Source organism: Fusibacter sp. (genome assembly GCF_057447755.1).
In genome coordinates this window covers 1-20,505 of the sequence record NZ_JBVBZF010000030.1, presented here as the reverse complement: position 1 = coordinate 20,505, position 20,505 = coordinate 1, and the positions used below count along the sequence as shown (strand labels likewise).

The 20,505-nt window shown below is 39.2% G+C and carries 17 protein-coding genes, 1 pseudogene and 1 riboswitch; of the genes and pseudogenes, 17 read left to right on the top strand and 1 reads right to left on the bottom strand.

The features are described 5' to 3' along the window. The 12 genes and pseudogenes from AC220I_RS07210 to AC220I_RS07155 all read left to right on the top strand — a co-directional run. A pseudogene (locus tag AC220I_RS07210) lies at nucleotides 1-108 on the top strand (rhodanese-like domain-containing protein); the annotation flags it as partial. Between the two features lie 94 nt (nucleotides 109-202). Next, nucleotides 203-1,339, top strand: coding sequence for an aminotransferase class I/II-fold pyridoxal phosphate-dependent enzyme (locus AC220I_RS07205; protein ID WP_486723136.1), 1,137 nt, complete (start codon nucleotides 203-205; stop codon nucleotides 1,337-1,339). A gap of 74 nt (nucleotides 1,340-1,413) precedes the next feature. After that, nucleotides 1,414-2,430 carry a GDP-mannose 4,6-dehydratase gene (locus AC220I_RS07200; protein ID WP_486723135.1) on the top strand — a complete coding sequence of 339 codons (1,017 nt, stop codon included), beginning with the start codon at nucleotides 1,414-1,416 and terminating at the stop codon, nucleotides 2,428-2,430. 9 nt (nucleotides 2,431-2,439) lie between these two features. Then, the gene (locus tag AC220I_RS07195) at nucleotides 2,440-4,266 is read left to right on the top strand and encodes a putative Na+/H+ antiporter (protein ID WP_486723134.1); all 1,827 of its coding nucleotides are present in this window, start codon (nucleotides 2,440-2,442) and stop codon (nucleotides 4,264-4,266) included. Between the two features lie 195 nt (nucleotides 4,267-4,461). Then, on the top strand, nucleotides 4,462-5,853 hold the full coding sequence (locus AC220I_RS07190) for a PTS mannitol transporter subunit IIBC (RefSeq protein WP_486723133.1): 1,392 nt from the start codon (nucleotides 4,462-4,464) through the stop codon (nucleotides 5,851-5,853). 242 nt (nucleotides 5,854-6,095) lie between these two features. Then, nucleotides 6,096-8,180 carry a BglG family transcription antiterminator gene (locus AC220I_RS07185; protein WP_486723132.1) on the top strand — a complete coding sequence of 695 codons (2,085 nt, stop codon included), beginning with the start codon at nucleotides 6,096-6,098 and terminating at the stop codon, nucleotides 8,178-8,180. Next, nucleotides 8,170-10,020: a PTS mannitol transporter subunit IICBA gene (locus tag AC220I_RS07180; RefSeq protein WP_486723131.1), complete on the top strand. Its 1,851-nt coding sequence runs from the start codon at nucleotides 8,170-8,172 to the stop codon at nucleotides 10,018-10,020. The genes AC220I_RS07185 and AC220I_RS07180 overlap by 11 nt, the downstream gene beginning before the upstream one ends. Then, nucleotides 10,020-10,940, top strand: a complete 921-nt coding sequence (gene pfkB / locus AC220I_RS07175) for a 1-phosphofructokinase (protein WP_486723130.1) — start codon at nucleotides 10,020-10,022, stop codon at nucleotides 10,938-10,940. The genes AC220I_RS07180 and pfkB overlap by 1 nt, the downstream gene beginning before the upstream one ends. Before the next feature lie 52 nt (nucleotides 10,941-10,992). Then, the gene (locus AC220I_RS07170; protein WP_486723129.1) at nucleotides 10,993-12,255 is read left to right on the top strand and encodes a zinc-binding dehydrogenase; all 1,263 of its coding nucleotides are present in this window, start codon (nucleotides 10,993-10,995) and stop codon (nucleotides 12,253-12,255) included. Nucleotides 12,256-12,350: 95 nt separating this feature from the next. Continuing rightward, the gene (locus AC220I_RS07165) at nucleotides 12,351-12,614 is read left to right on the top strand and encodes an HPr family phosphocarrier protein (RefSeq protein WP_486723128.1); all 264 of its coding nucleotides are present in this window, start codon (nucleotides 12,351-12,353) and stop codon (nucleotides 12,612-12,614) included. Between the two features lie 8 nt (nucleotides 12,615-12,622). Next, nucleotides 12,623-14,314 carry a phosphoenolpyruvate--protein phosphotransferase gene (ptsP, locus tag AC220I_RS07160; protein WP_486723127.1) on the top strand — a complete coding sequence of 564 codons (1,692 nt, stop codon included), beginning with the start codon at nucleotides 12,623-12,625 and terminating at the stop codon, nucleotides 14,312-14,314. 192 nt (nucleotides 14,315-14,506) lie between these two features. Continuing rightward, nucleotides 14,507-15,265: a nitroreductase family protein gene (locus AC220I_RS07155; RefSeq protein ID WP_486723126.1), complete on the top strand. Its 759-nt coding sequence runs from the start codon at nucleotides 14,507-14,509 to the stop codon at nucleotides 15,263-15,265. Nucleotides 15,266-15,390: 125 nt separating this feature from the next. Here the strand turns inward: AC220I_RS07155 and AC220I_RS07150 are convergent, their stop codons facing one another. Continuing rightward, nucleotides 15,391-15,627: a hypothetical protein gene (locus tag AC220I_RS07150; protein ID WP_486723125.1), complete on the bottom strand. Its 237-nt coding sequence runs from the start codon at nucleotides 15,625-15,627 to the stop codon at nucleotides 15,391-15,393. 24 nt (nucleotides 15,628-15,651) lie between these two features. Continuing rightward, nucleotides 15,652-15,737: riboswitch (cyclic di-GMP riboswitch) on the bottom strand. A gap of 117 nt (nucleotides 15,738-15,854) precedes the next feature. Here AC220I_RS07150 and AC220I_RS07145 point away from each other — a divergent pair. The 5 genes from AC220I_RS07145 to citF form a co-directional block, all read left to right on the top strand. Further along, complete coding sequence (locus AC220I_RS07145; RefSeq protein ID WP_486723124.1) at nucleotides 15,855-16,763, top strand: triphosphoribosyl-dephospho-CoA synthase; 909 nt, start codon at nucleotides 15,855-15,857, stop codon at nucleotides 16,761-16,763. A 234-nt stretch (nucleotides 16,764-16,997) separates the two neighbouring features. Beyond that, nucleotides 16,998-18,038 (top strand): [citrate (pro-3S)-lyase] ligase, encoded by a 1,041-nt coding sequence (citC, locus tag AC220I_RS07140; RefSeq protein WP_486723123.1) that lies wholly within the window; start codon nucleotides 16,998-17,000, stop codon nucleotides 18,036-18,038. 9 nt (nucleotides 18,039-18,047) lie between these two features. Next, nucleotides 18,048-18,353, top strand: coding sequence for a citrate lyase acyl carrier protein (gene citD / locus AC220I_RS07135; protein ID WP_486723122.1), 306 nt, complete (start codon nucleotides 18,048-18,050; stop codon nucleotides 18,351-18,353). Then, complete coding sequence (gene citE, locus AC220I_RS07130) at nucleotides 18,346-19,215, top strand: citrate (pro-3S)-lyase subunit beta (protein WP_486723121.1); 870 nt, start codon at nucleotides 18,346-18,348, stop codon at nucleotides 19,213-19,215. The genes citD and citE overlap by 8 nt, the downstream gene beginning before the upstream one ends. A 10-nt stretch (nucleotides 19,216-19,225) precedes the next feature. Then, nucleotides 19,226-20,505 (top strand): citrate lyase subunit alpha (gene citF / locus AC220I_RS07125; protein ID WP_486723120.1); only part of this gene is annotated, 1,280 nt, incomplete at its 3' end.

Here is a 20,505-nt window from a genome sequence, read left to right as displayed (position 1 = left end):
GCACTCCGTTTAATGGGCTACAAGGCAGTATCCTTAAATGGTGGTATGGGCATGGCTTCAAATGCACCAATGGGATGGGCAAATAAGGGCTTTCCAGTGGTTCAATAATTAAGTGATAAGATAAGACTGGTATGAGGATAAGCGCTTTTTCATGATATAATTGTGAAAAAGCGCTTTTAACATTAGATTTAAGAGGTGGCAAATGATTGAATACCACATTCCATTTTGGCGTGAAAAAATAATCGAAAACGTAAATCATCATATGCAAGCAAATCCATTTGAAGATGCCTTTGAGGTCCACGATGCTTTGGAGGCTGCTTTTAAGGCGCTACCACTATATCACAAGGCCAAGCATATCCACTTCTTAAATTCTGCCACAAGTGGGCTTGAAGTAATGGCCTTGGCTCTGGATTTAAAGGCTGGCGACGAAATCATCCTACCTTCATTTACCCACGTTTCCACTGCAAACGCCTTTGCAAGAACAGGGGCCAAGCTGATATTTGTGGATATAGATGAGTCAACCCTTAACCTATCACCTGAGAAGGTAAAAGGGGCCATAAGCTCAAAGACGAAGGGCATTGTGCCAATCCATTATGGCGGATGCAATCGAGATTTTGATGCACTTGTTGAAATCTCCAAGACTTATGGAATACCCCTCTTGGAGGATGCTTCACATTGTATTAACAGCGGTCATAAGGGCATTGGCTTTGGCTTGCATGGCAAAATGGGCTGTATTAGCTTTCATCAGACTAAAAATATCACTTCAGGCGGAAATGGTGGGTGTCTGTTTGTAGAGGATGAGGCTTTAAATGAAGCTTGTAAGGTCATTATTCATCATGGTACAGATCGTTTGGCATTTAGAGAAGGTCATGTTAATAAGTATCAATGGACTCGAATTGGTGGTGAACTGGCAATGCCCCTGTATCAAATGCGATTTTTACTGGAGAGTCTTCCTTATATAGAAGAGATCACGCAAAAGAGAGGGAAAATTTGGTCCAACTACCGAGAGGCATTTTTACCCTATGAACTCAAAGGCAAACTTAAATGTCCACAAGCGACAATGGGTAATGGGCATATTTTTTATCTTTTATTTGAGACTGAAGATGAACGGAATGAGGCAATGGCAGTTTTAAAAGCACAGGAGATACAAGCGCTTACCCATTATGAACCACTTCATAAAAGCCTTATGGGACAAGCCTTGAAGGTCAGCCAAAATGAACTTGAAAATACAGTATCGGTTTCAAAAAGGCTTCTGAGGCTGCCAATCCACGACAGATTGACCCCTTCCCAGCAAAATAAGGTTATTGAAGTCCTTAAGAGCTACTTGGCGTGTAAATAAATAGATTATGGCCCCTACAAGAGTACTTAGGCCCACGTAGACAAAAGTTTAGACGATCTATTAATGAGGTGAACATGGACATTAATTATTTAATCACAGGTGGCGCTGGTTTTATCGGCAGTCATTTTGTCAAACGGTTAATCCAAGAGAAAAAGCGAAATGGAAATATTGGACATATTGTCATTTTAGACGCCATGACCTATGCTGGTGATTTAAAACGCCTTGAAAATTGTGACGTCAATGCCTATAAATTTATTAAGGGCAATATACTAGATTCGTCATTGGTAAGAGAAATCTTATATGACCATAGCATCACACACCTAATCCATTTTGCTGCAGAATCCCATGTGGACAGAAGTCTTGAAGATGCGTCTGTGTTTTTTAAAACCAATGTCTTGGGCACTCAAAGTCTTTTACAAACCGTTTATGACTACTGGTCTAGGCTTGACGATTGTTTTGAAAATAAAGTGTTTCTTCAAATTTCAACCGATGAAGTTTATGGTGCAATAGATGAAGATCAGCCTCCTGCAACTGAAACAACAAGACTCAATCCGGGAAATCCCTATTCAGCGTCAAAAGCAGCAGCGGATCAATTTGTCATATCCTATATGAATGCCTATGGTTTTCCAGCCATGATTACAAGGAGTAGCAACAATTATGGTCAAGGCCAGCACGTGGAAAAACTAATCCCCAAACTCTTGAGATGCTTGGCTGTAAATGAAGCCATACCCATTTATGGTGAGGGCCTGCAAAGGCGCTGCTGGTTGAACGTAGAAGTCCATTGTGAAATCTTGATGGCACTCATTGAAAGGGGCGCAGTAGGTGGCATCTATAACATTAAGGGAAATGAGCACTATCAAAATATAGAGCTCGCAATGCTTTTAATCGAAACTTTTGAAGCCTTGACCTTAAAAAAAGCACCCCCTGTGAGATTTGTCGAAGATCGAAAGGCACACGATACTTTTTATCATATTGAAGATTCTGAACTTGTTAAGGACATCAAGGCATCCAATGAAAAGTTTAAAAAAAGTGGTCTTGTCCAGTTTGCAGAGCAGATGATGCTATATCATAATTCAAAAGGTTTTATGTAATAATTTATAATGGCAAATAAGGAATTGAATAGAGGCTTTTACACCAAAATGGGTATAAGAAATGCCAAAGGGGTGATGGTGATGAAAGCGACTAAGGTATGCATGATCGCATTGGTCATGCTTTTATTTTTACAAAGTGGCAGTATTTCTTTTTCAGACTCAATAATGCATTTTGAAGCTTCATTTCCTATGCCGATTGATACCTATAATGATCCTGAAAACGGCAGTATTATAGAAATTTTGATTTATAGGGGGTTGGAAAACCCTTTTAATCTAGTGGCCTCAATAATTTTCATGTTGGCCATTGCACATGCATTTTTAAGCAGCAAGATTTTATCCTACGCCAAATCACTTAAGGCGGATGAAAGTAGTATTAAAGTCGGCCTATTGCATTTTATGGGTGAGGTAGAAGTAGTATTTGGCTTGTGGAGCCTTGTTTTGGGGATTGCAATTGCTCTGTTTTACAATTGGGAGACCTACGTTAACTATGTTGGCGAACTCGAGTACACAGAGCCTGTGTTTGTCATTGTCATTATGACCATTGCAGCCAGTAGGCCAATTCTAAAGCTTGTGGAATTGATGCTTTGGAAGATTGTGAAAACCATTAACGGTAAGCTGGAGGTTTGGTGGTTTGTTATACTGACTGTGGGACCACTGCTTGGTTCCTTGATTACAGAGCCAGCGGCGATGATTATATCCGCATATTTGTTAGCCGATAAATTTTTCGATCTTTATCCAAGTAAAAATATAAAGTATGCCACATTGGCCTTACTTTTTGTCAATGTTTCCATTGGAGGAACCTTGACCAATTTTGCGGCACCGCCAATTTTAATGATTGCCGCAGGCTGGCAGTGGTCCACCCCCTTCATGTTTATTCACTTTGGATGGAAGGCAATTCTAGCGATTCTGATTAACAATACCTTAGTGGTCTTGTATTTCAAAAAAGAATTTGTAGCCCTTGAAGAAACCTACAAAAAAGACCGATTTAAAAAGTATGTCCAAAGACGCTTTATTGATAAGGCGGTCATTTCTGAGCAAATTGACGCAATTGAGTGGCATATTGACAAAAATTTAGGTTATAGTGAGAAATTAAATGAAATCTCTGAAGCCATCAAGGCGCAGATTGAAAAAAAAGCGCATCGTAGTCTAAGCCAGCAGGAACAAATGGATTATGATATTGATGAAGTTTTATCTCAGCGGTTTGACAGCATTAAAATCAACGAAATGAAGCGTACAATTCCCGGTTTGTTGCCCAAGGAACTTAGGCCCTTTTATAGGGACCCTGAATGGGACTATAGAGATGACAAGCTTCCGTTCTGGATTATGGTCATACACTTATTATTTTTAACCTGGGTCGTTGTGAACGATCATCAACCCGTTTTATTCATAGGTGGTTTTTTATTCTTTCTTGGCTTCGTCCAAGTTACTGCTGAGTATCAAAATAGAATAAACTTAAAGCCTGCCTTGATGGTTGCTTTTTTTCTATCAGGATTGATCATACACAGTGGTGTACAGGCGTGGTGGATCGAACCCGTATTGGCAAACTTAAGCTCAGGTGTACTCAATATAACGGCGATTGTATTGACGGCATTTAATGACAATGCTGCCATCACTTATTTGAGCAGTTTAGTACCTCATTTATCTGACCCTTTAAAATATGCAGTGGTTTCAGGCGCTGTCACAGGCGGTGGCTTGACATTAATCGCCAATGCGCCAAATCCCATTGGGCAATCCATACTAAAACGCTACTTTAAGGTAGGTATTGAGCCTTTTTTACTCTTTAAAGCGGCACTTGTCCCTACTTTAATTGTTGCATTGATCTTCAGATTTTTATAAAAAGTCAAAAAAAAATGACACAATTGTAACTTGTGTCAACATAGCCTGTAACACATTTATAAAAGATGTCATCATTAAACGGTGACATCTTTCATTGTCTTTTGTTTGAAAAATAGACCAAAGTATCCCTATAATCAACTTGTAGTCAGTCGTGACTGCAGAAATTATTTTCAAAATTAATTTAAGGGGGATCTTATGGAAAACGTATTAGGTTCAAAAGGCGCTAATAAAAGTGGCGTTCAGAAGTTTGGTCGATTTTTAAGTGGTATGGTTATGCCAAATATCGGCGCATTCATCGCATGGGGAATTATAACGGCATTATTTATTCCAACAGGTTGGACGCCAAATGAACATTTATCGGCTTTAGTTGGTCCAATGATTATTTATCTTTTACCATTACTAATCGGCTATACAGGTGGTAAAATTGTTGGCGGTGCACGTGGTGGTGTTATTGGTGCAATCGCAACTATGGGTGTCGTAGTTGGTGTTGATATTCCAATGTTCATCGGTGCGATGATTATGGGTCCTTTAAGTGGATTTGTCATTAAAAAATGGGATGATTCAGTTGAAGGTAAAGTGCCTGCTGGTTTTGAAATGTTAGTGGCTAACTTCTCGCTTGGTATTTTAGGTATGTTATTGGCATTATTAGCATTCTTAGGAATCGGTCCAGTTGTATTGGCACTAAACGGCGTATTAAAAACTGGTGTTGAAGCAGTTGTAAATGCAGGTTTATTACCACTTGCATCATTATTTATTGAACCAGGTAAAATTTTATTCCTTAACAACGCTATGAACCATGGTGTTTTAAGTCCACTTGGTATCCAACAAGCTACTGAAGCTGGAAAATCAATCTTCTTCTTACTTGAAACAAATCCAGGTCCAGGTCTTGGTATCTTATTAGCATACTGGGTATTTGCAAAAGGTATGATTAAAGAATCTGCACCAGGTGCGATCATTATTCATTTCCTTGGTGGTATCCATGAAATCTACTTCCCATATGTCATGATGAATCCAGCCTTAATACTTGCAGTTATTGGTGGCGGTATGAGTGGTGTATTCACATTTAGCATTTTAGGTGCTGGTCTAATTGCTGCGCCATCTCCAGGAAGTATTTTCGCATTAATGATCATGACGCCAAAAGGTGGTTTGTTCCCAGTTCTTGCTGGTGTTCTTGTTTCAACGACAGTTTCTTTCTTAATCGCATCTTTCTTTATTAAGAGAAAAGGCAATGTTGGTGAAGAAGCAGATTTAGAAACAGCTCAAGCATCAGTTAAAAACATGAAAGCGGCTGCAAAAGGTCAAATCGCAACCTCTGTTAAAAAAATCGTTGTTTCTTGTGATGCTGGTATGGGTTCAAGTGCAATGGGCGCAACAACTTTGAGAAAGAAAGTCGCAAAAGCAGGTCTTGATATTGAAGTTATCAACACTTCAATCGAAGACATTCCTGCAGATGCTGATATTGTAATTACTCATGAGAGCTTAGGCGAAAGAGCAGCAGCAAAATGTGCAAAAGCTGAATTGATTACAATTGATCAATTTGTTGGAAACCCAATTTACGATGAACTTGTAGAAAGACTTAAAAAATAATCATAAATAAAATCCTATATTCAATTCAATATATAAAGATAGCATAAGTCGAAACAGTGAAGGAAACTTCACTGTTTCTGCATTTAAGCTATTATTCAAGAGTGGCACTAATGAATGCTGTCAACATAGAGTAAGTTTGATGATAAAACTTCAACGTTTAAGAGTATAATAGAATTAAGAGAAGCAGTCTGAAAATTCGATTAATAAAAATTGTCTCTATTAAATTAGGTTGGAGGAGAAAATTGAATTATTCTAGAAGAGTTGTGGAAATTGTTGACATATTAAGTCATCAGACCGATTATATGGCGGTATCTGAAATCGCTGACCAATTGAATATTAGCAAGAGGACGATTTTCAGAGAAATGGAGGATGTTGAGCGGCTAACCAATGAACTTGGTATGATTCTTCATAAAAAAACCCGTCTTGGTGTCAAGCTTGAAGCGACAGAAGCGCAGAAATTAAAGTTTAAAGCGCTATTAAACCAAACAGAAGATGATCATTTTACTCAAGAGGCACGTCATAATATCCTCATAATTGAGCTCTTAAAGAGCCGAGAACCGAGGAAGTTTTATTATTTTGCAACACAACTTGGGGTATCGGAGGCAACTATATCTTATGATATGGATAAGATAGAACCTTGGTTTGAAAGTAGAGGTATCGAATTAATTCGCAAACCTGGATTTGGCGTTTACCTAGAAGGCAAGGAAAGTCAATTTAGGAAGGCGATTGTGGATTTTCTCTATCAAAATTATGAACATCAAGACTTAATCACCTTACTTGACAACAGTGAAGTGCAAACGGATTTGGTAGAAACCGTTATTGATAAAGAAATTTTAATTGAGGTGAGTAAGCTTTTAAAGACATATGAACACTATCTTGCAAGTCGATTGACAGATGGTTCATATGTGGGCTTAATGATTCACTTGTCTATAGCCATCCAAAGAATTCAAAGGGGAGAGGGTATCTTCATGAATTCTGAGATCCTGAATGGCCTCAAGAAGGATGCACAGTTTGAAATCGCACGGACAATTGGAAATCGTGTTGAGGAGACGTTTTCAATTAAATTCCCTGAAGATGAGCTTGGTTACATTACCATGCATTTAAAGGGGTCAAAACTTAAAACGGGTGCAATTGTGGATCAAAATGACCTCATACTAACAAACTTTGAGATTACACGGTTGGCTTCTCAGATGATTAATAGCTTTAAATCTTTAAGTGGTTATGATTTCAGTGATGATGAAAAGCTCTTAATTGGTCTTGTGAGCCACTTGAAACCAGCCATAACAAGAATGAAATTAAATCTGGATATTCGCAACCCACTACTCAGTAAGATTAAAGAGATGTATCCTGAAATTTATATAATGTCTGAAAAAACGGCAACAATGATAAAGGACCAATATGAAGTTGTCGTTCCAGATGAGGAAATTGGCTACTTGGCAATGCATTTTGGCGCTGCCATAGAAAGATATAGAAAGCTTCAACACAATGATAAGAAATTGAGAACGGGTATTGTATGTTCCAGCGGTATTGGAACATCAAGTCTGCTATATTCTAGAGTTTCAAAACTTTTTACGACACTAGACTTAGTAGGCCAGTTTTCAAAAGAAGATGTTTTGCTTGGCAGATTGGAATCCATGGATTTAGACTTGCTGATATCCACCATCACCATAGACCAATCCAATTATCCTTGCATAAAGGTAAATCCCTTACTTTTAGATGAGGATGTTGATAAGATCAATCAAGTCATCGGTATTTTGAAAAGCCATGTGAAACCCTTTAGTGAAACACCTGTTAAAATTCAGTCGGATAAGATAAAAAACCTTCATGGCATGACAGAGGCTATACTCAATATTGAAAAGAGCTTTGCGCTTGAAACAGACATTAAAGTGAAGAGCATCAACGACTTGATAAAGAAAATTGCTGAAGCCATGGCTAAGGATGCCAAACACAAAAAAGGTTTATATAGACAGCTTGTCGAAAGAGAAAAGCTTGGTAGCACTGTAATTCATGGTGAAGGCGTGATTCTCATTCACACTAAAACAGAAGCAGTGGATTATCTTAAATTCTCTATTTGGCGATTTGCTGAACCTATTAAAGCCAACCAAAATGAAATAATACAACTAGCAGTGGTCATGTGCATGCCAATTGATGCCACTAAAATTCAATTGGAGTTAATGAGTCAAATCAGCAAGGCACTCATTGAAGATGAATCATTTTTAAGTGCACTTAAAGTGGGCACTACAGAATTGTTAGAGTTAAAACTTAAGCGCATTCTTCATAAATGGCTTAGTCGTCAATTACAGGGAGGTGTCGCTTATGACCTCTAGTACCAGTAATAGTATGATGGCGATAAAGGTTCAGGAAGTAGGTCGATTCTTAAGTAGGATGGTCATGCCTAATATCGGTGCTTTTATCACTTGGGGCATTATAACGACGCTATTTAATCCCAATGGCTGGTTTCCAAATGCTTCATTAAATGAACTCATTAGTCCAATGATCATTTACTTGCTCCCGATACTCATAGCCTATTCAGGTGGTAGAACGGTTGCAGGGACAAGAGGCGGTGTGGTTGGTGTCATCGGAACCATGGGACTTATCGTCGGATCTGATATACCAATGTTCATTGGTGCCATGATTATGGGCCCCTTAGGCGCATATATCATTAAAAAAGTAGATTTGTTTATCAAGGAAAAAGTGCCAACAGGTTTTGAAATGCTTACCGCTAATTTTTCAGCGGGTATAATTGGCACATTTTTGGTTATTTTTTCTTATAGAGCGGCAGGACCTGCCATTGCAGGCATGGCAAAACTCTTGGAAAGTGGTGTTGATGTTGTCGTCAAACATGATTTGCTTTTTTTAGCGGCAATTTTCATTGAGCCTGCCAAGGTTATGTTTCTAAACAACGCAATTAATCATGGTGTCTTGGGACCGCTTGGTATTCAAGAATCACTTGAAACAGGTAAGTCAATTTTCTTTCTATTGGAAGCAAATCCAGGTCCGGGTCTTGGCGTTTTAATGGCCTATTGGATTTATGGAAAAGGACAAATAAAGCAAACTGCCCCTGGTGCGATTATTATCCACTTTCTGGGTGGTATCCATGAAATTTACTTCCCATATATCATGTTGAGTCCAGCCTTATTTGGCGCTGTGATTGTGGGGGGGATGTCCGGTATTTTTATATTTGAGATTCTAGGTGCAGGCTTAGTGGCAACACCTTCGCCAGGCAGTATCTTCGCAATTCTTGCGCTTTCACCTAAAAATAGCATTCTTTCAGTTTCTTTAGGTGTTATCTTATCAGCATTTGTCTCATTCTTTATCAGTCGATTAATCTTGAAGCGAAAGGTTAATTGGGAAGAAGCACTAGAAGATAAGGAAGCGCAGTCCCTTTTTAAGGACTACAAAGGGGATTATAAAATTTCAAAAATTCACTTTGCGTGTGATGCAGGCATGGGGTCAAGTGCCATGGGGTCATCAATATTAACCAAGTTATTAAATCAAAAAAATATCCAAGTTCCAGTGGAAAATATATCGATTGACGAAATTCCAAGTGATGCAGATCTTGTTATAACGTTTATTGATTTGATTGGAAGAGCTCGAAAAAAAGCACCTTTTGCGCTCCATGTGGGCATTAGAGACTTTTTAGACAAGCGCCAGTACGAACTAATATTAGAAGAAATCATTGAAAAGTGTATGATTGTGGAGGATAAAATGGAAAATAAACAACCAACAGAAATACTTATGAAGAGCAATATCGTGTTGAATCAACCCTCAGTATCAAAAGAAGAAGCTATTGAAAGAGCTGGTAAACTTCTATTTGAGAGTGGCTATGTTGGTGAGGGCTATATTCAAGGCATGAAAGCAAGAGAAGAGAAGTTTTCAACTTATATAGGCAATGGGGTTGCAATACCACATGGTGAGAACAATGTAAAAGATCTTATTCTTGCATCTGGAATCGTTGTTATCCAGTATCCAAATGGAATTGACTTCGGTGAAAATAAATTGGCCAAACTCGTAATTGGTATTGCAGGTAAAGGCAATGAGCATATTCAATTGCTCGCAAATATCGCAGAAGCAATCGAAGAGGAAGAAATCTTAAGCAAGATGTTGGCAACAGCGGATCCTGAATATATTTATCAATTATTCTCAAGTGAGGAGATGCATTTTTAATGATTATTACAGTAACGCTGAATCCAGCTATTGATAAGACCATAGAAATTGAAGGCTTTAAAGAGGGTGGCCTCAACAAGGTTATCGTTTCCCATCAAGATCCGGGTGGAAAGGGCATAAACGTTTCAAAGGTTGTCCAGTCATTAGGTGGTACAAGTATCGCCACGGGTTTATTAGCAAGTACTTATATTGAAAAGGCACTTAATGATATGACCATTGAACATGATTTTGTACAAATAGATGGTCGTACAAGAACCAATCTAAAGGTCTTCGATCGTAAATCAGGTGAAACGACAGAGATTAATGAGCCAGGCCCAGATGTGACCATGACTGAAATTGACAAACTCCTTGATAAAATTGCAGGACATGCGACAGAGGGTGACATGGTTATCTTGTCCGGAAGTGCACCTAGCAGTTTACCAAGAGATGTTTATAAAATCATGATTGAAAAGTTAAAAGCACAGGGTTTAATGACGTTTTTAGATGCAGAAGGTGAATTGTTTAAGCAGGCACTTTTAGGCAAACCTGATATTATTAAGCCCAATCGCCACGAACTTGAGCTTTACTTTGGGAGAACACTCGATACTAAGGAAGCGCTTGTTGTTGCAGCACATCACTTTATAGATTTGGGTATTGGTAAAGTGTTCATTTCACTGGGAAGTGAAGGGGCATTCTATGCCGATTCAAAACAAAATTATTATTTAAACCCACTTAAAATCAAAGCACATAGCAGTGTTGGTGCGGGCGATGCCTTCGTCGGTGCAGTGGCTTATGGTATTGAGAAATCAATGGCTCTTGAAGAGTGCTTGAAGTTAGCCGTTGCCACAAGTGCTGGGGCTGTCATCACAATCGGTACCAAACCCATGGACAAAGAATGGGTCTTTGAACAGATGAAAGAGGTCCAGTTAATCGCATTATAAAAATTAAGACGGATAAGTTCATAGAAGAATTAATTCCAGTAAGGAGTAAATAATGAAAACAAGAGCAGTTAGAATGTATGGCTTAGATGATTTAAGACTTGAGACATTTGATTTACCTGAAATTAAAGATGATGAGATTTTGGTTAAAGTAATTTCTGACAGTGTTTGTATGTCAACCTATAAAGCCGTAAAGCAAGGTAAAAACCACAAACGTGTCCCTGATGACGTTCATGAGCATCCAGTAATCGTCGGACATGAAATGGCAGGCATAATTGAAAAAGTAGGAAAGAAGTATGAAGGCCAGTTCAAACCGGGACAAAAATTTTCGCTTCAGCCAGCTTTAAATTATAAAGGAAGTCCTTATGCACCAGGCTATTCATACGAATATTTTGGTGGCAACGCAACCTATAATGTCATTCCGCCTGAAGTTATGGAACTTGGTTGTTTACTTGTTTATGAGGGAGATAGTTTCTTTAATGCATCACTTGGTGAACCAATGTCGTGTATCATTGGCGGTTTCCATGCGAGTTATCACACGGTTCCAAATGAGTACCAACATATTATGGGTACAAAACCACAGGGCAATCTCATTGTACTTGGTGGAGCAGGACCAATGGGTCTAGGGGCTATCGAATATGCCATGGCAATTGAGGCAAAACCATCAAAAATTGTGGTTACAGATATCAGCCAAGACCGTCTTGACCGTGCAGCGAAGTTTATTTCACCTGAAAGCGCTAAGGCCAAAGGTGTTGAACTTATCTATGTCAACACTGGCAATTATGAAGATCCAATTGCGCATTTAATGAACCTTACAGAGGGTCACGGCTACGACGATGTCTTTGTATATGCACCAATCGTTCAATTGGTTGAGCAAGGCGATAAATTATTGGCCCATGATGGCTGTATGAACTTCTTTGCAGGTCCTACAGATAAAGCCTTTACAGCACCACTTAACCTTTATAACGTACACTACAGTAACACCCATATTATGGGGTCAACTGGGGGTAATACAAACGATTTAATTGAAGCGCTTGATATGTCAGCAGACGGGTCGATAAATCCATCCGTAATGTTAACGCATATTGGTGGCTTAAATGCGACGATTGACGCAATTATGAACTTACCAAATATTCCGGGAGGTAAGAAGTTAATCTATAACCATATTGATTTACCACTTACTGCAATCGAAGATTTTGAAATACTTGGTAAGGATGCACCACTCTTTAAAACGCTTCACGAGCTCGTTGAAAAACACAATGGTCTTTGGAATACTGAAGCAGAGCAATATCTACTCAAATATTTTGACGTATTGTAAGAATACGAATTGAATCAAACACGTTTTATTTAGATGGGTTAATTTAAGTTGGCAAGGCGCATTAAACTATAAAATATAAAAGTGAGGTAAAAATAATGAAGCAGTTTGAGTTTACTTTAAAAAATGAACATGGATTACATGCAAGACCGGCAGGTTTATTTATTCAAGTATGCAACAGATTTCAATGTTCGGTAAACCTCTATAAAGGAGATCAAAAATACAATGGCAAGAGCATGCTTGGTATATTAAAAATGGCTGCTTCTAAAGGCGATGCCATTAGAATTGAAGCAGATGGTGCGGATGAAGTCGAAGCAATTAAAGCAATTCAAACACTCGTTGATAACAATTTTGATGAATAGAGGGCAAGATGAAGTTAAAAGGCATTTCAACTTCTAGAGGCATCGCCTTTGGCAATGTTTTTAGATTAAGTAAAAAGGTAATCGACACCGCCTTTGTGAAGGTAGAAAACACAGATGAAACCATTAAAGCATTTCATGATGCTGTTGCGCTTTCTAAAAGTCAATTGGAGCAACTGGCTGAAAAGACCAGACTTTCCATTGGCGAGCATGAGAGTAAAATCTTCTTAGCACATGCAATGATGCTTGAAGACCCAGAGTTCATTGAGCCTATCGAAGCAGTGATTCGTGATGAGGCAGCCTGTGTTCCATATGCCGTGGAATGCACAAGACAATCTCTGGTGGCTATTTTTTCAGCCATGGACAATGCCTACATGAGAGAACGTGCAGCCGATATTACCGACATAAGCAATCGGGTTATTAAAAACGCCCTTGGAATCGTTGATAACTGGGCTCTACCAATGAACACAATTTTATGCTGTGAGGATTTAGAACCTTCTGATACAGCCATGCTTGATCCTAAACAGATTGCCGGGATTATTACAGTAAAGGGTGGGGAGACTTCGCATTCAGCCATTATTGCCAAGAGTCTTAATATCCCTGCACTTTCTAAAATTGAAATTCCAAATCATTATCCAGATGGGACAGCTGTGATATTGGATGCATTGAATGGATTGTTGATTTTAGAGCCAAGTGATGCAGATACCTCTTATTATGCTGATGCAAAAGTCAGTTTTGAACAGGAGATTAGCCGCTATGAAGTTGGTAAGATGGATACTGCCAAATCCTCGGATGGTTTTGAGATGGAAATTGCAGCAAATATTGCTGCTACTGAAGGTCTTGAAGCAGTTTTAGAGGCTGGTGCAGATGGCGTAGGCTTGTTTAGGACTGAGTTTCTCTACATGAACAGAACTTCGCCACCAACACTTGAAGAGCAGTTTGAAGCATATAAGAAGGTCCTGACTGCTTTTGGCAGTAAGCCTATGGTCATTAGAACATTCGATATCGGTGGTGATAAGCAAATCGATTATCTCAACATGGACAAGGAAATGAATCCATTTTTGGGATACCGTGCTATTAGAATTTCACTTGACCGCTTGGACCTCTTCAAGGTTCAACTAAAAGCTTTGCTTATGGCGAGTATTTACGGTAACCTAAAAATCATGTTTCCAATGATATCCTCTGTTGAAGAAATTCAGAAGATTAAAAAAATCATGGCGGATATCAGATGTGAGCTTGAAGCTGAGGGAACGCCATATCGAGCAGTAGAAATCGGTATTATGGTTGAAATTCCGGCAGTGGCTGTACGTGCTAAACAGTTTGCCAAACACGTAGACTTCTTCAGTATTGGCACTAATGATTTGTTACAATATACTGTGGCTGTAGACCGCATGAACGAGAAGCTTTCACATCTTTATACTTGGTATCATCCAGGGCTACTAAGCTTGATTCACAATGTTGCTAAGTCTGCAAAAGAGGCTGGAATATGGGTTGGTATTTGTGGAGAATCGGCTGCAGATCCGCTCTTGTTACCATTCTTCTTAGGCTGTGGGATAGATGAACTCAGCATGTCTCAAAGCAAAATTGCAGAAATTAAATGGCGGTTGAAATCGCTTAGTCAAAAAGAGATGACAGCTGTGGTTGAACGCGTCTTAGAAATGGATACAGCTGAGGCAGTTGAGGCTTATTTATCGAAACTTTAAGCCTAACTTGAAAATACAAAAACCACTTTGATAAGTGGTCCTAATCCAAAGGGGTCGATCTGTTGTAAACGGGTCGGCTCTTTTCAATTTAAGATGAGAATGATACTATTATAATAGGGCCCGTTTGATCTAGGTCAGTAGGGAGCTCTTTTTCAAAACAAATTGATCTTAAGACCACGAGGGGGTAGCAAAATGAAGGCAAAGACCACGAATAATCAAACACTGGATGTCTTGATGAATCACACATCAATACGTAAATTCAATAATACAGAAATATCGGATGCTTCAGCAAATCTAATTGTTGAGGCTGCCAAAAGAGGTGCTACTGCAGGCAATATGATGCTTTATAGCATCGTGAAGATTCGTTCAAAGGAGACCTTGAAGACCTTGTCTGAAAGCTGTGATCATCAGCCCTTTATAGCAGATGCATCATTGGCCTTGCTCTTTGTGTTGGATCATCATAAATGGCAAAAATATTTTGAGATGAGTGGCTTGCCTGAGCGCGTTAAGGGTTTTTCAGGGCCTTCAATCAGTGATTTTGTTTTAGCCATGCAGGATGCCACGATTGCAGCTCAAAATGCGGTTATTGCAGCTGAAAGTATGGGAATTGGCACTTGTTATATTGGTGATATCATGGAGCATTATGAAATGCATAAAAAGATGTTCAATTTACCAGAATTCACCATGCCAGCCCTTTTGGTCGTCTTTGGAAATTTTGATCAAAAGCCGGTTTTGAGGCCGCGATTTGATAATGAGTTCACTGTTTTTGAGGAAACCTACCCTGAAATTGACAATGCTTTTGTTCAAAATATGTTTAAGGACAAAGACGAAAGTACAGAGGATTTTGCCTACAAGTTTTACATGAGGAAAAAGGATGCAGACTTCTTTAAAGAGATGAATCGGTCTATTGGAAAGTATATTTCTGAATGGCATGGTCGAATTTATAAGTAAAATGGATATTTAAATGATATCAGTAGAAGGGGCTGTCAAATCTTAAGGCATTTAACCATAATCACAAAAAAAGACTTGTTCGAAGAATGGCATCAGCCAAGCAATGAACAAGTCTTGTTTGAAATTTAGATTTCAAAATAAGGTTTTAGCGTCTCGTAAAGCGCGGATTCAAATGGTGATGACGGTTTTCTATGGCCCGAATGTTTGAAAAACCATTCGGCTAAGAAGATAAAGGCCATTTCGTTACCGGCTTTTGCACTGTCAAATAGATTGACGAGGACATTTCCATTCATTTGAGTTGATTTCATGGTGTTTGTATCATTGATGATTTGAATTACTTTTTCACAATTTTCTCGATTCATAGTCGTTTGCCTCCGTTAATATGGGTTGGTAGTCTGGCAATCATAATCTTGTGGATTTTAGACCCATGACTTTGCGTCGCTGGCTTTCGCCAGTTTTGCCTTTGTCACTCTACATTAAAGAGCAATCATGTATATTTTATCTAAAAGTCCTTATAAATACAAGCCAAAGTAAAAAAAATAGCGTATAATAACAAGTAAAATTTATGTTAAGCGAAATTGAGGTAAATATGAACACAGCTATTACGACAATTATTGCAGAGCTTGCAGTAAAGGCTTTACTATATGAAGTTTCTGCTTCACCTAAACCAGGCCTCGTGGATCGATTTAATGAGGGTGCCCACAAGGACATGGATTTTTATACATTCATTGACAGTAGTATCAGCTTGGGAACCTATTTTTCAGAAATTGTGAAATGTGTTGTCTCGGTTTATGAATCGACCACTAGAAAAGGACCTTATGTTGAACCGGAAATGTTTTTCAAGTCGCTTCAGAAAATCGGCATGAAAGCAGAGGCAAAAATGTTTAAAGAGACTCAAGATGTCAACACCCATAAGGGGGCAATATACGCATTGGGACTCATTACCAGCGCAGCCACGGAGTATTGGTGTGCCTTTGGAGATGCGAGACTGGACCGCTCGACGTATATTGAGACAATTGCCAATCGTGTTAGCGATTATACAAGACCAGTAATCATAGACCAGCTAAGGGATGTTGAAAATGCTAAAACATATGGTGAAACACAGTACAAGGCCCTTGGATTAACTGGAGCAAGGGGTGAAGCTGCCACAGGTTACGCCAGTGCACGTATTTGGGGGTTACCTGTACTTGAAAAAGCACTCTCTGAAGGACACTCCCTAAATGATGCCATGGTTCAAGCACTTCTGGTTTTAATGAGCCAATTAGAGGATTCTAATGTAATTGGCAGACATGATTATGAAACCCTTTTGCTCAGTAAGGCAAAGGCTCGTAGGGTATTAGAACTGGGCGGTATTTACAATCTGGAAGGTCAAGAGGCTATTAAGGCTTACGATATATGGTGTATTGAAAAAAATATTAGTCATGGAGGAAGTGCTGATTTACTGGCAGTTTCAGTCTTTTTTAAACTACTTGCCGATAAATTTTGTGGACCTCTATAAAAAAAATATTGCAATCTGTTAAAGAATATTTTACAATAGTCATGAGTTCGAATAGAAAATGATGCGGGGCAGACATTTTTTATGGGACGTGTTTCGAATCAATTTTGTTTATAAGTGAATAGTACAGGCAAGGATTAGTTAAAACTATGAAGGTCAGTATGTAAAATCAAGTGATTTTATATACCGGCCTTTTTTTGTTGTTAAAAATGACTTTTAGACTTAAGAGAGGCATTTATGATTGAAACGACATATGTCAAGGACATCCATCAGGGCGATGATTGCTGGAAGGATGTGCTGACGTTGATTGAATTAAATGAGATTACGCTGGATTCAGAGGTGGATCATACCTTTGGGATCTTCAAGGAAGAAAAACTCCTTGGAACGGCTTCAACACTTAGTAACACCATCAGAAGTGTTGCCATAAGCCCAAGCGAAAAAGGCACCAATATACTGGGTGAACTCATGGATGAGATTATGCGATTTTTATATGATAGTGGACACACCAATATATTTGTCTACACCAAGTGTGAAAGTGCAAAGTCATTTGAGTATTTGGGTTTCTATGAAATTGAACGTGTAGAACCAAATGTGGTGCTGCTTGAGCGTAAACCTAATGGCGTCAAAAACTTTGCCCAGTATTTGAAATCCTTTAAGACCAATCATGACGTCACAGGTGCAATTGTCATGAATGGCAATCCTTTTACCTTAGGTCATCAGTACCTTGTTGAATATGCAGCTTCAAATTGCGAATTTTTATATATATTCGTAGTTGATTCCACACACACAACATTTCCCAGTGATGACCGCTACAAGCTGATTGTAGCGGGTACATCGCACCTTGACAATGTCTATGTGATTAAGGGAAGCGACTACATCATCTCAGATGCGACATTTCCAACTTATTTTCTAAAACGTCCAGAACAAGCGACTATGATCCAGACAGAATTGGACCTTAAAATATTTGGTCATTATTTTGCAAAAACACTTAACATTACCAAGCGATTTGTGGGCACAGAACCTTATTGTGAAACAACATCCATGTATAATGCCCAGATGAAACGAATACTGCCTTCCTATGGCGTTGAAATTATAGAAATACCGAGAAAGACATTAGAGGATGATGCCATAAGCGCATCGAGAGTTAGAGCCTTACTGGCTAAGAACAAAATGAAGGAAGTTAAAAAACTGGTGCCAGCCACCACTTACAACTACTTTAAGACAGCACAGGGTAAGCAAATCATTGAAAAAATAAAAGGATCAACATCAAGACACTAGGAGGTCAAAATGAAGTTAGTGAAAGAAGCCTCTGCAGGAACGATGGACTCTTGCGATATTAATATTAGGCTTGAAAATAACCCACTGGGTCAAAACGAAGTACACTTGAAAAGTGTTGTTGAAAAACAATATGGCGCTCATATCAAGGCATTAATCATAGAGCTGATTGATAAATATGAGCTAGAAGGTGTCGTTGTAAATGCAGTGGATAGGGGTGCACTAGACTGCACGATTAAAGCGCGTGTTGAAAGTGCCATATTGAGAGCGCTTGACCAAGAGCATTCTTTAGAATGGAGTGTGGTACATCATGAGTAGACTCAGAAGAACAATGTTGTATGTTCCGGGTAGTAATCCCGGAATGCTTGCAGATGCAGTGATCTATGGTGCAGACTCCATTATGTTTGACCTTGAGGATGCCATTTCATTAAAAGAGAAAGATACAGCGAGAATGCTGGTTTATAGAGCCCTCCAAAATGTTGATTTTGGCGATACAGAGCTTGTTTGTCGAATCAATGGTCTTGACACACCATATGGGGAAAAGGATATAGAAGCCGTTGTGGCTGGCGGTATTCATGTCGTTCGCTTACCTAAGACAGAAACGGCTAATGACATCCATCAGGTAGAAGCCCTTATAGAAAAGGCTGAAGCTAAATACGGCAGACCGATTGGCAGCGTCAGAATGATGGCGGCAGTTGAAAGTGCACTTGGCATTATGAACGCCTATGAAATCGCACATGCTTCAGACCGATTAATCGGGATTGCACTTGGTGCTGAAGATTATGTAACGAATCTTAAGACCAAACGCTCACCTGGTGGTATTGAACTTCTATATGCGAGATCTCAACTCCTCAATGCAGCAAGATCAGCTGGAATTGCCGCACTGGATACTGTCTATTCGGATGTGGACAATATGGAGGGTTTTGCAGAGGAAGTTGAATTGATTAAGCAACTTGGTTTTGATGGCAAATCTGTTATTAATCCAAGACAAATTCCAGTAGTTCATCAACTTTTCAAGCCTACTGATCAAGAAGTGGCACATGCAAAGGATGTCGTTAAAGCAATTGAGGAAGCAGAGGCAAAAGGATTAGGTGTCATTTCTCTAAAAGGCAAAATGATTGATAAACCAATTGTAGAGAGAGCACTAAGAATACTAGACCTTTCAAAAGCAAGTGAGTAGGAGACGATAGATGAAGGAAATGAGAAAACATGGAAAGCAAATTAAGCAATATGATCATAAATCGAAGTTAGTGCCATCACTTGAAGAAGCCATTAGAAAATCTGGTCTTAAAAGTGGTATGACAATCTCTTTTCACCATCATTTTAGAGAAGGCGATTACACGACGAATCTCGTGCTTAAACATATTGCTGCTCTTGACATAAAGGATTTGACCATTATCCCAAGTTCTCTTGGAAAAGTACACGAGCCATTAATTGAGCTCATAAAGTCAGGTGTGGTTAAGGAGATTCACACAAGTGGAATGCGTGGAAAACTAGCCGAATTTATTTCTGAAGGTCAAATGGAAAAACCCATTATTATCAGGAGTCATGGCGGCAGAGCTCGTGCAATTGAAGCTGGTGAAGTCAAGATTGATGTGGCATTCTTAGCAGTCCCAAGATGTGATGTGATGGGCAATGCTAGCGGAAACGGTGCAAATACAACTTGTGGGTCCTTAGGATATGCCATGGTGGATGCAGAGTATGCAGATACGGTTATTTTAATGACAGATGATCTTTGTGAATATCCAAATATGCCAGCCAGCATCAAACAACAACAAGTAGATTTCATCGTTAAAATGGATGAGATTGGTGATCCTTCGGGCATTGCTTCTGGTGCAACACGATATACCAAGAACCCAAAGGAACTTAAAATCGCTGAATATGCTTCAAGGGTCATAACAGCTTTACCTGAATACAAAGAGGGGTTCTCATTCCAGACAGGATCTGGTGGTGCGTCACTTGCAGTAACGCGCTATTTGAGAGAGGCAATGATCAAGGATGATATCAAAGCGGGTTTTGCACTCGGTGGGATCACTCAGCCTATGGTGGACTTGCTTGAAGAGGGCTATGTAAGACATTTGTTTGATGTACAGAGCTTTGATTTAGTGGCAGCGGCTTCCATTGCAAGAAATGCCAATCATCATGAAATTAGTGCATCGGAATATGCAAATCCTTCAAACTTAGGCTGTATTGCATCAGGTCTTGATTTTGTAATTTTAAGTGCGCTTGAGATAGACAAAGACTTTAATGTAAATGTTATGACAGGCTCAGATGGGGTTATCATGGGGGCATCGGGTGGTCACTGTGACACTGCAGCATCTGCAAAGAATACCATTATTGTAGCACCCCTTTACAGAGGGCGTTTAGCCACTGTGATTGAAAAAGTAACCAGTATCATAACACCTGGTAGCACAGTGGATGTACTTGTTACAGAAAGAGGCATTGCAATCAATCCACTTAGAAGAGATTT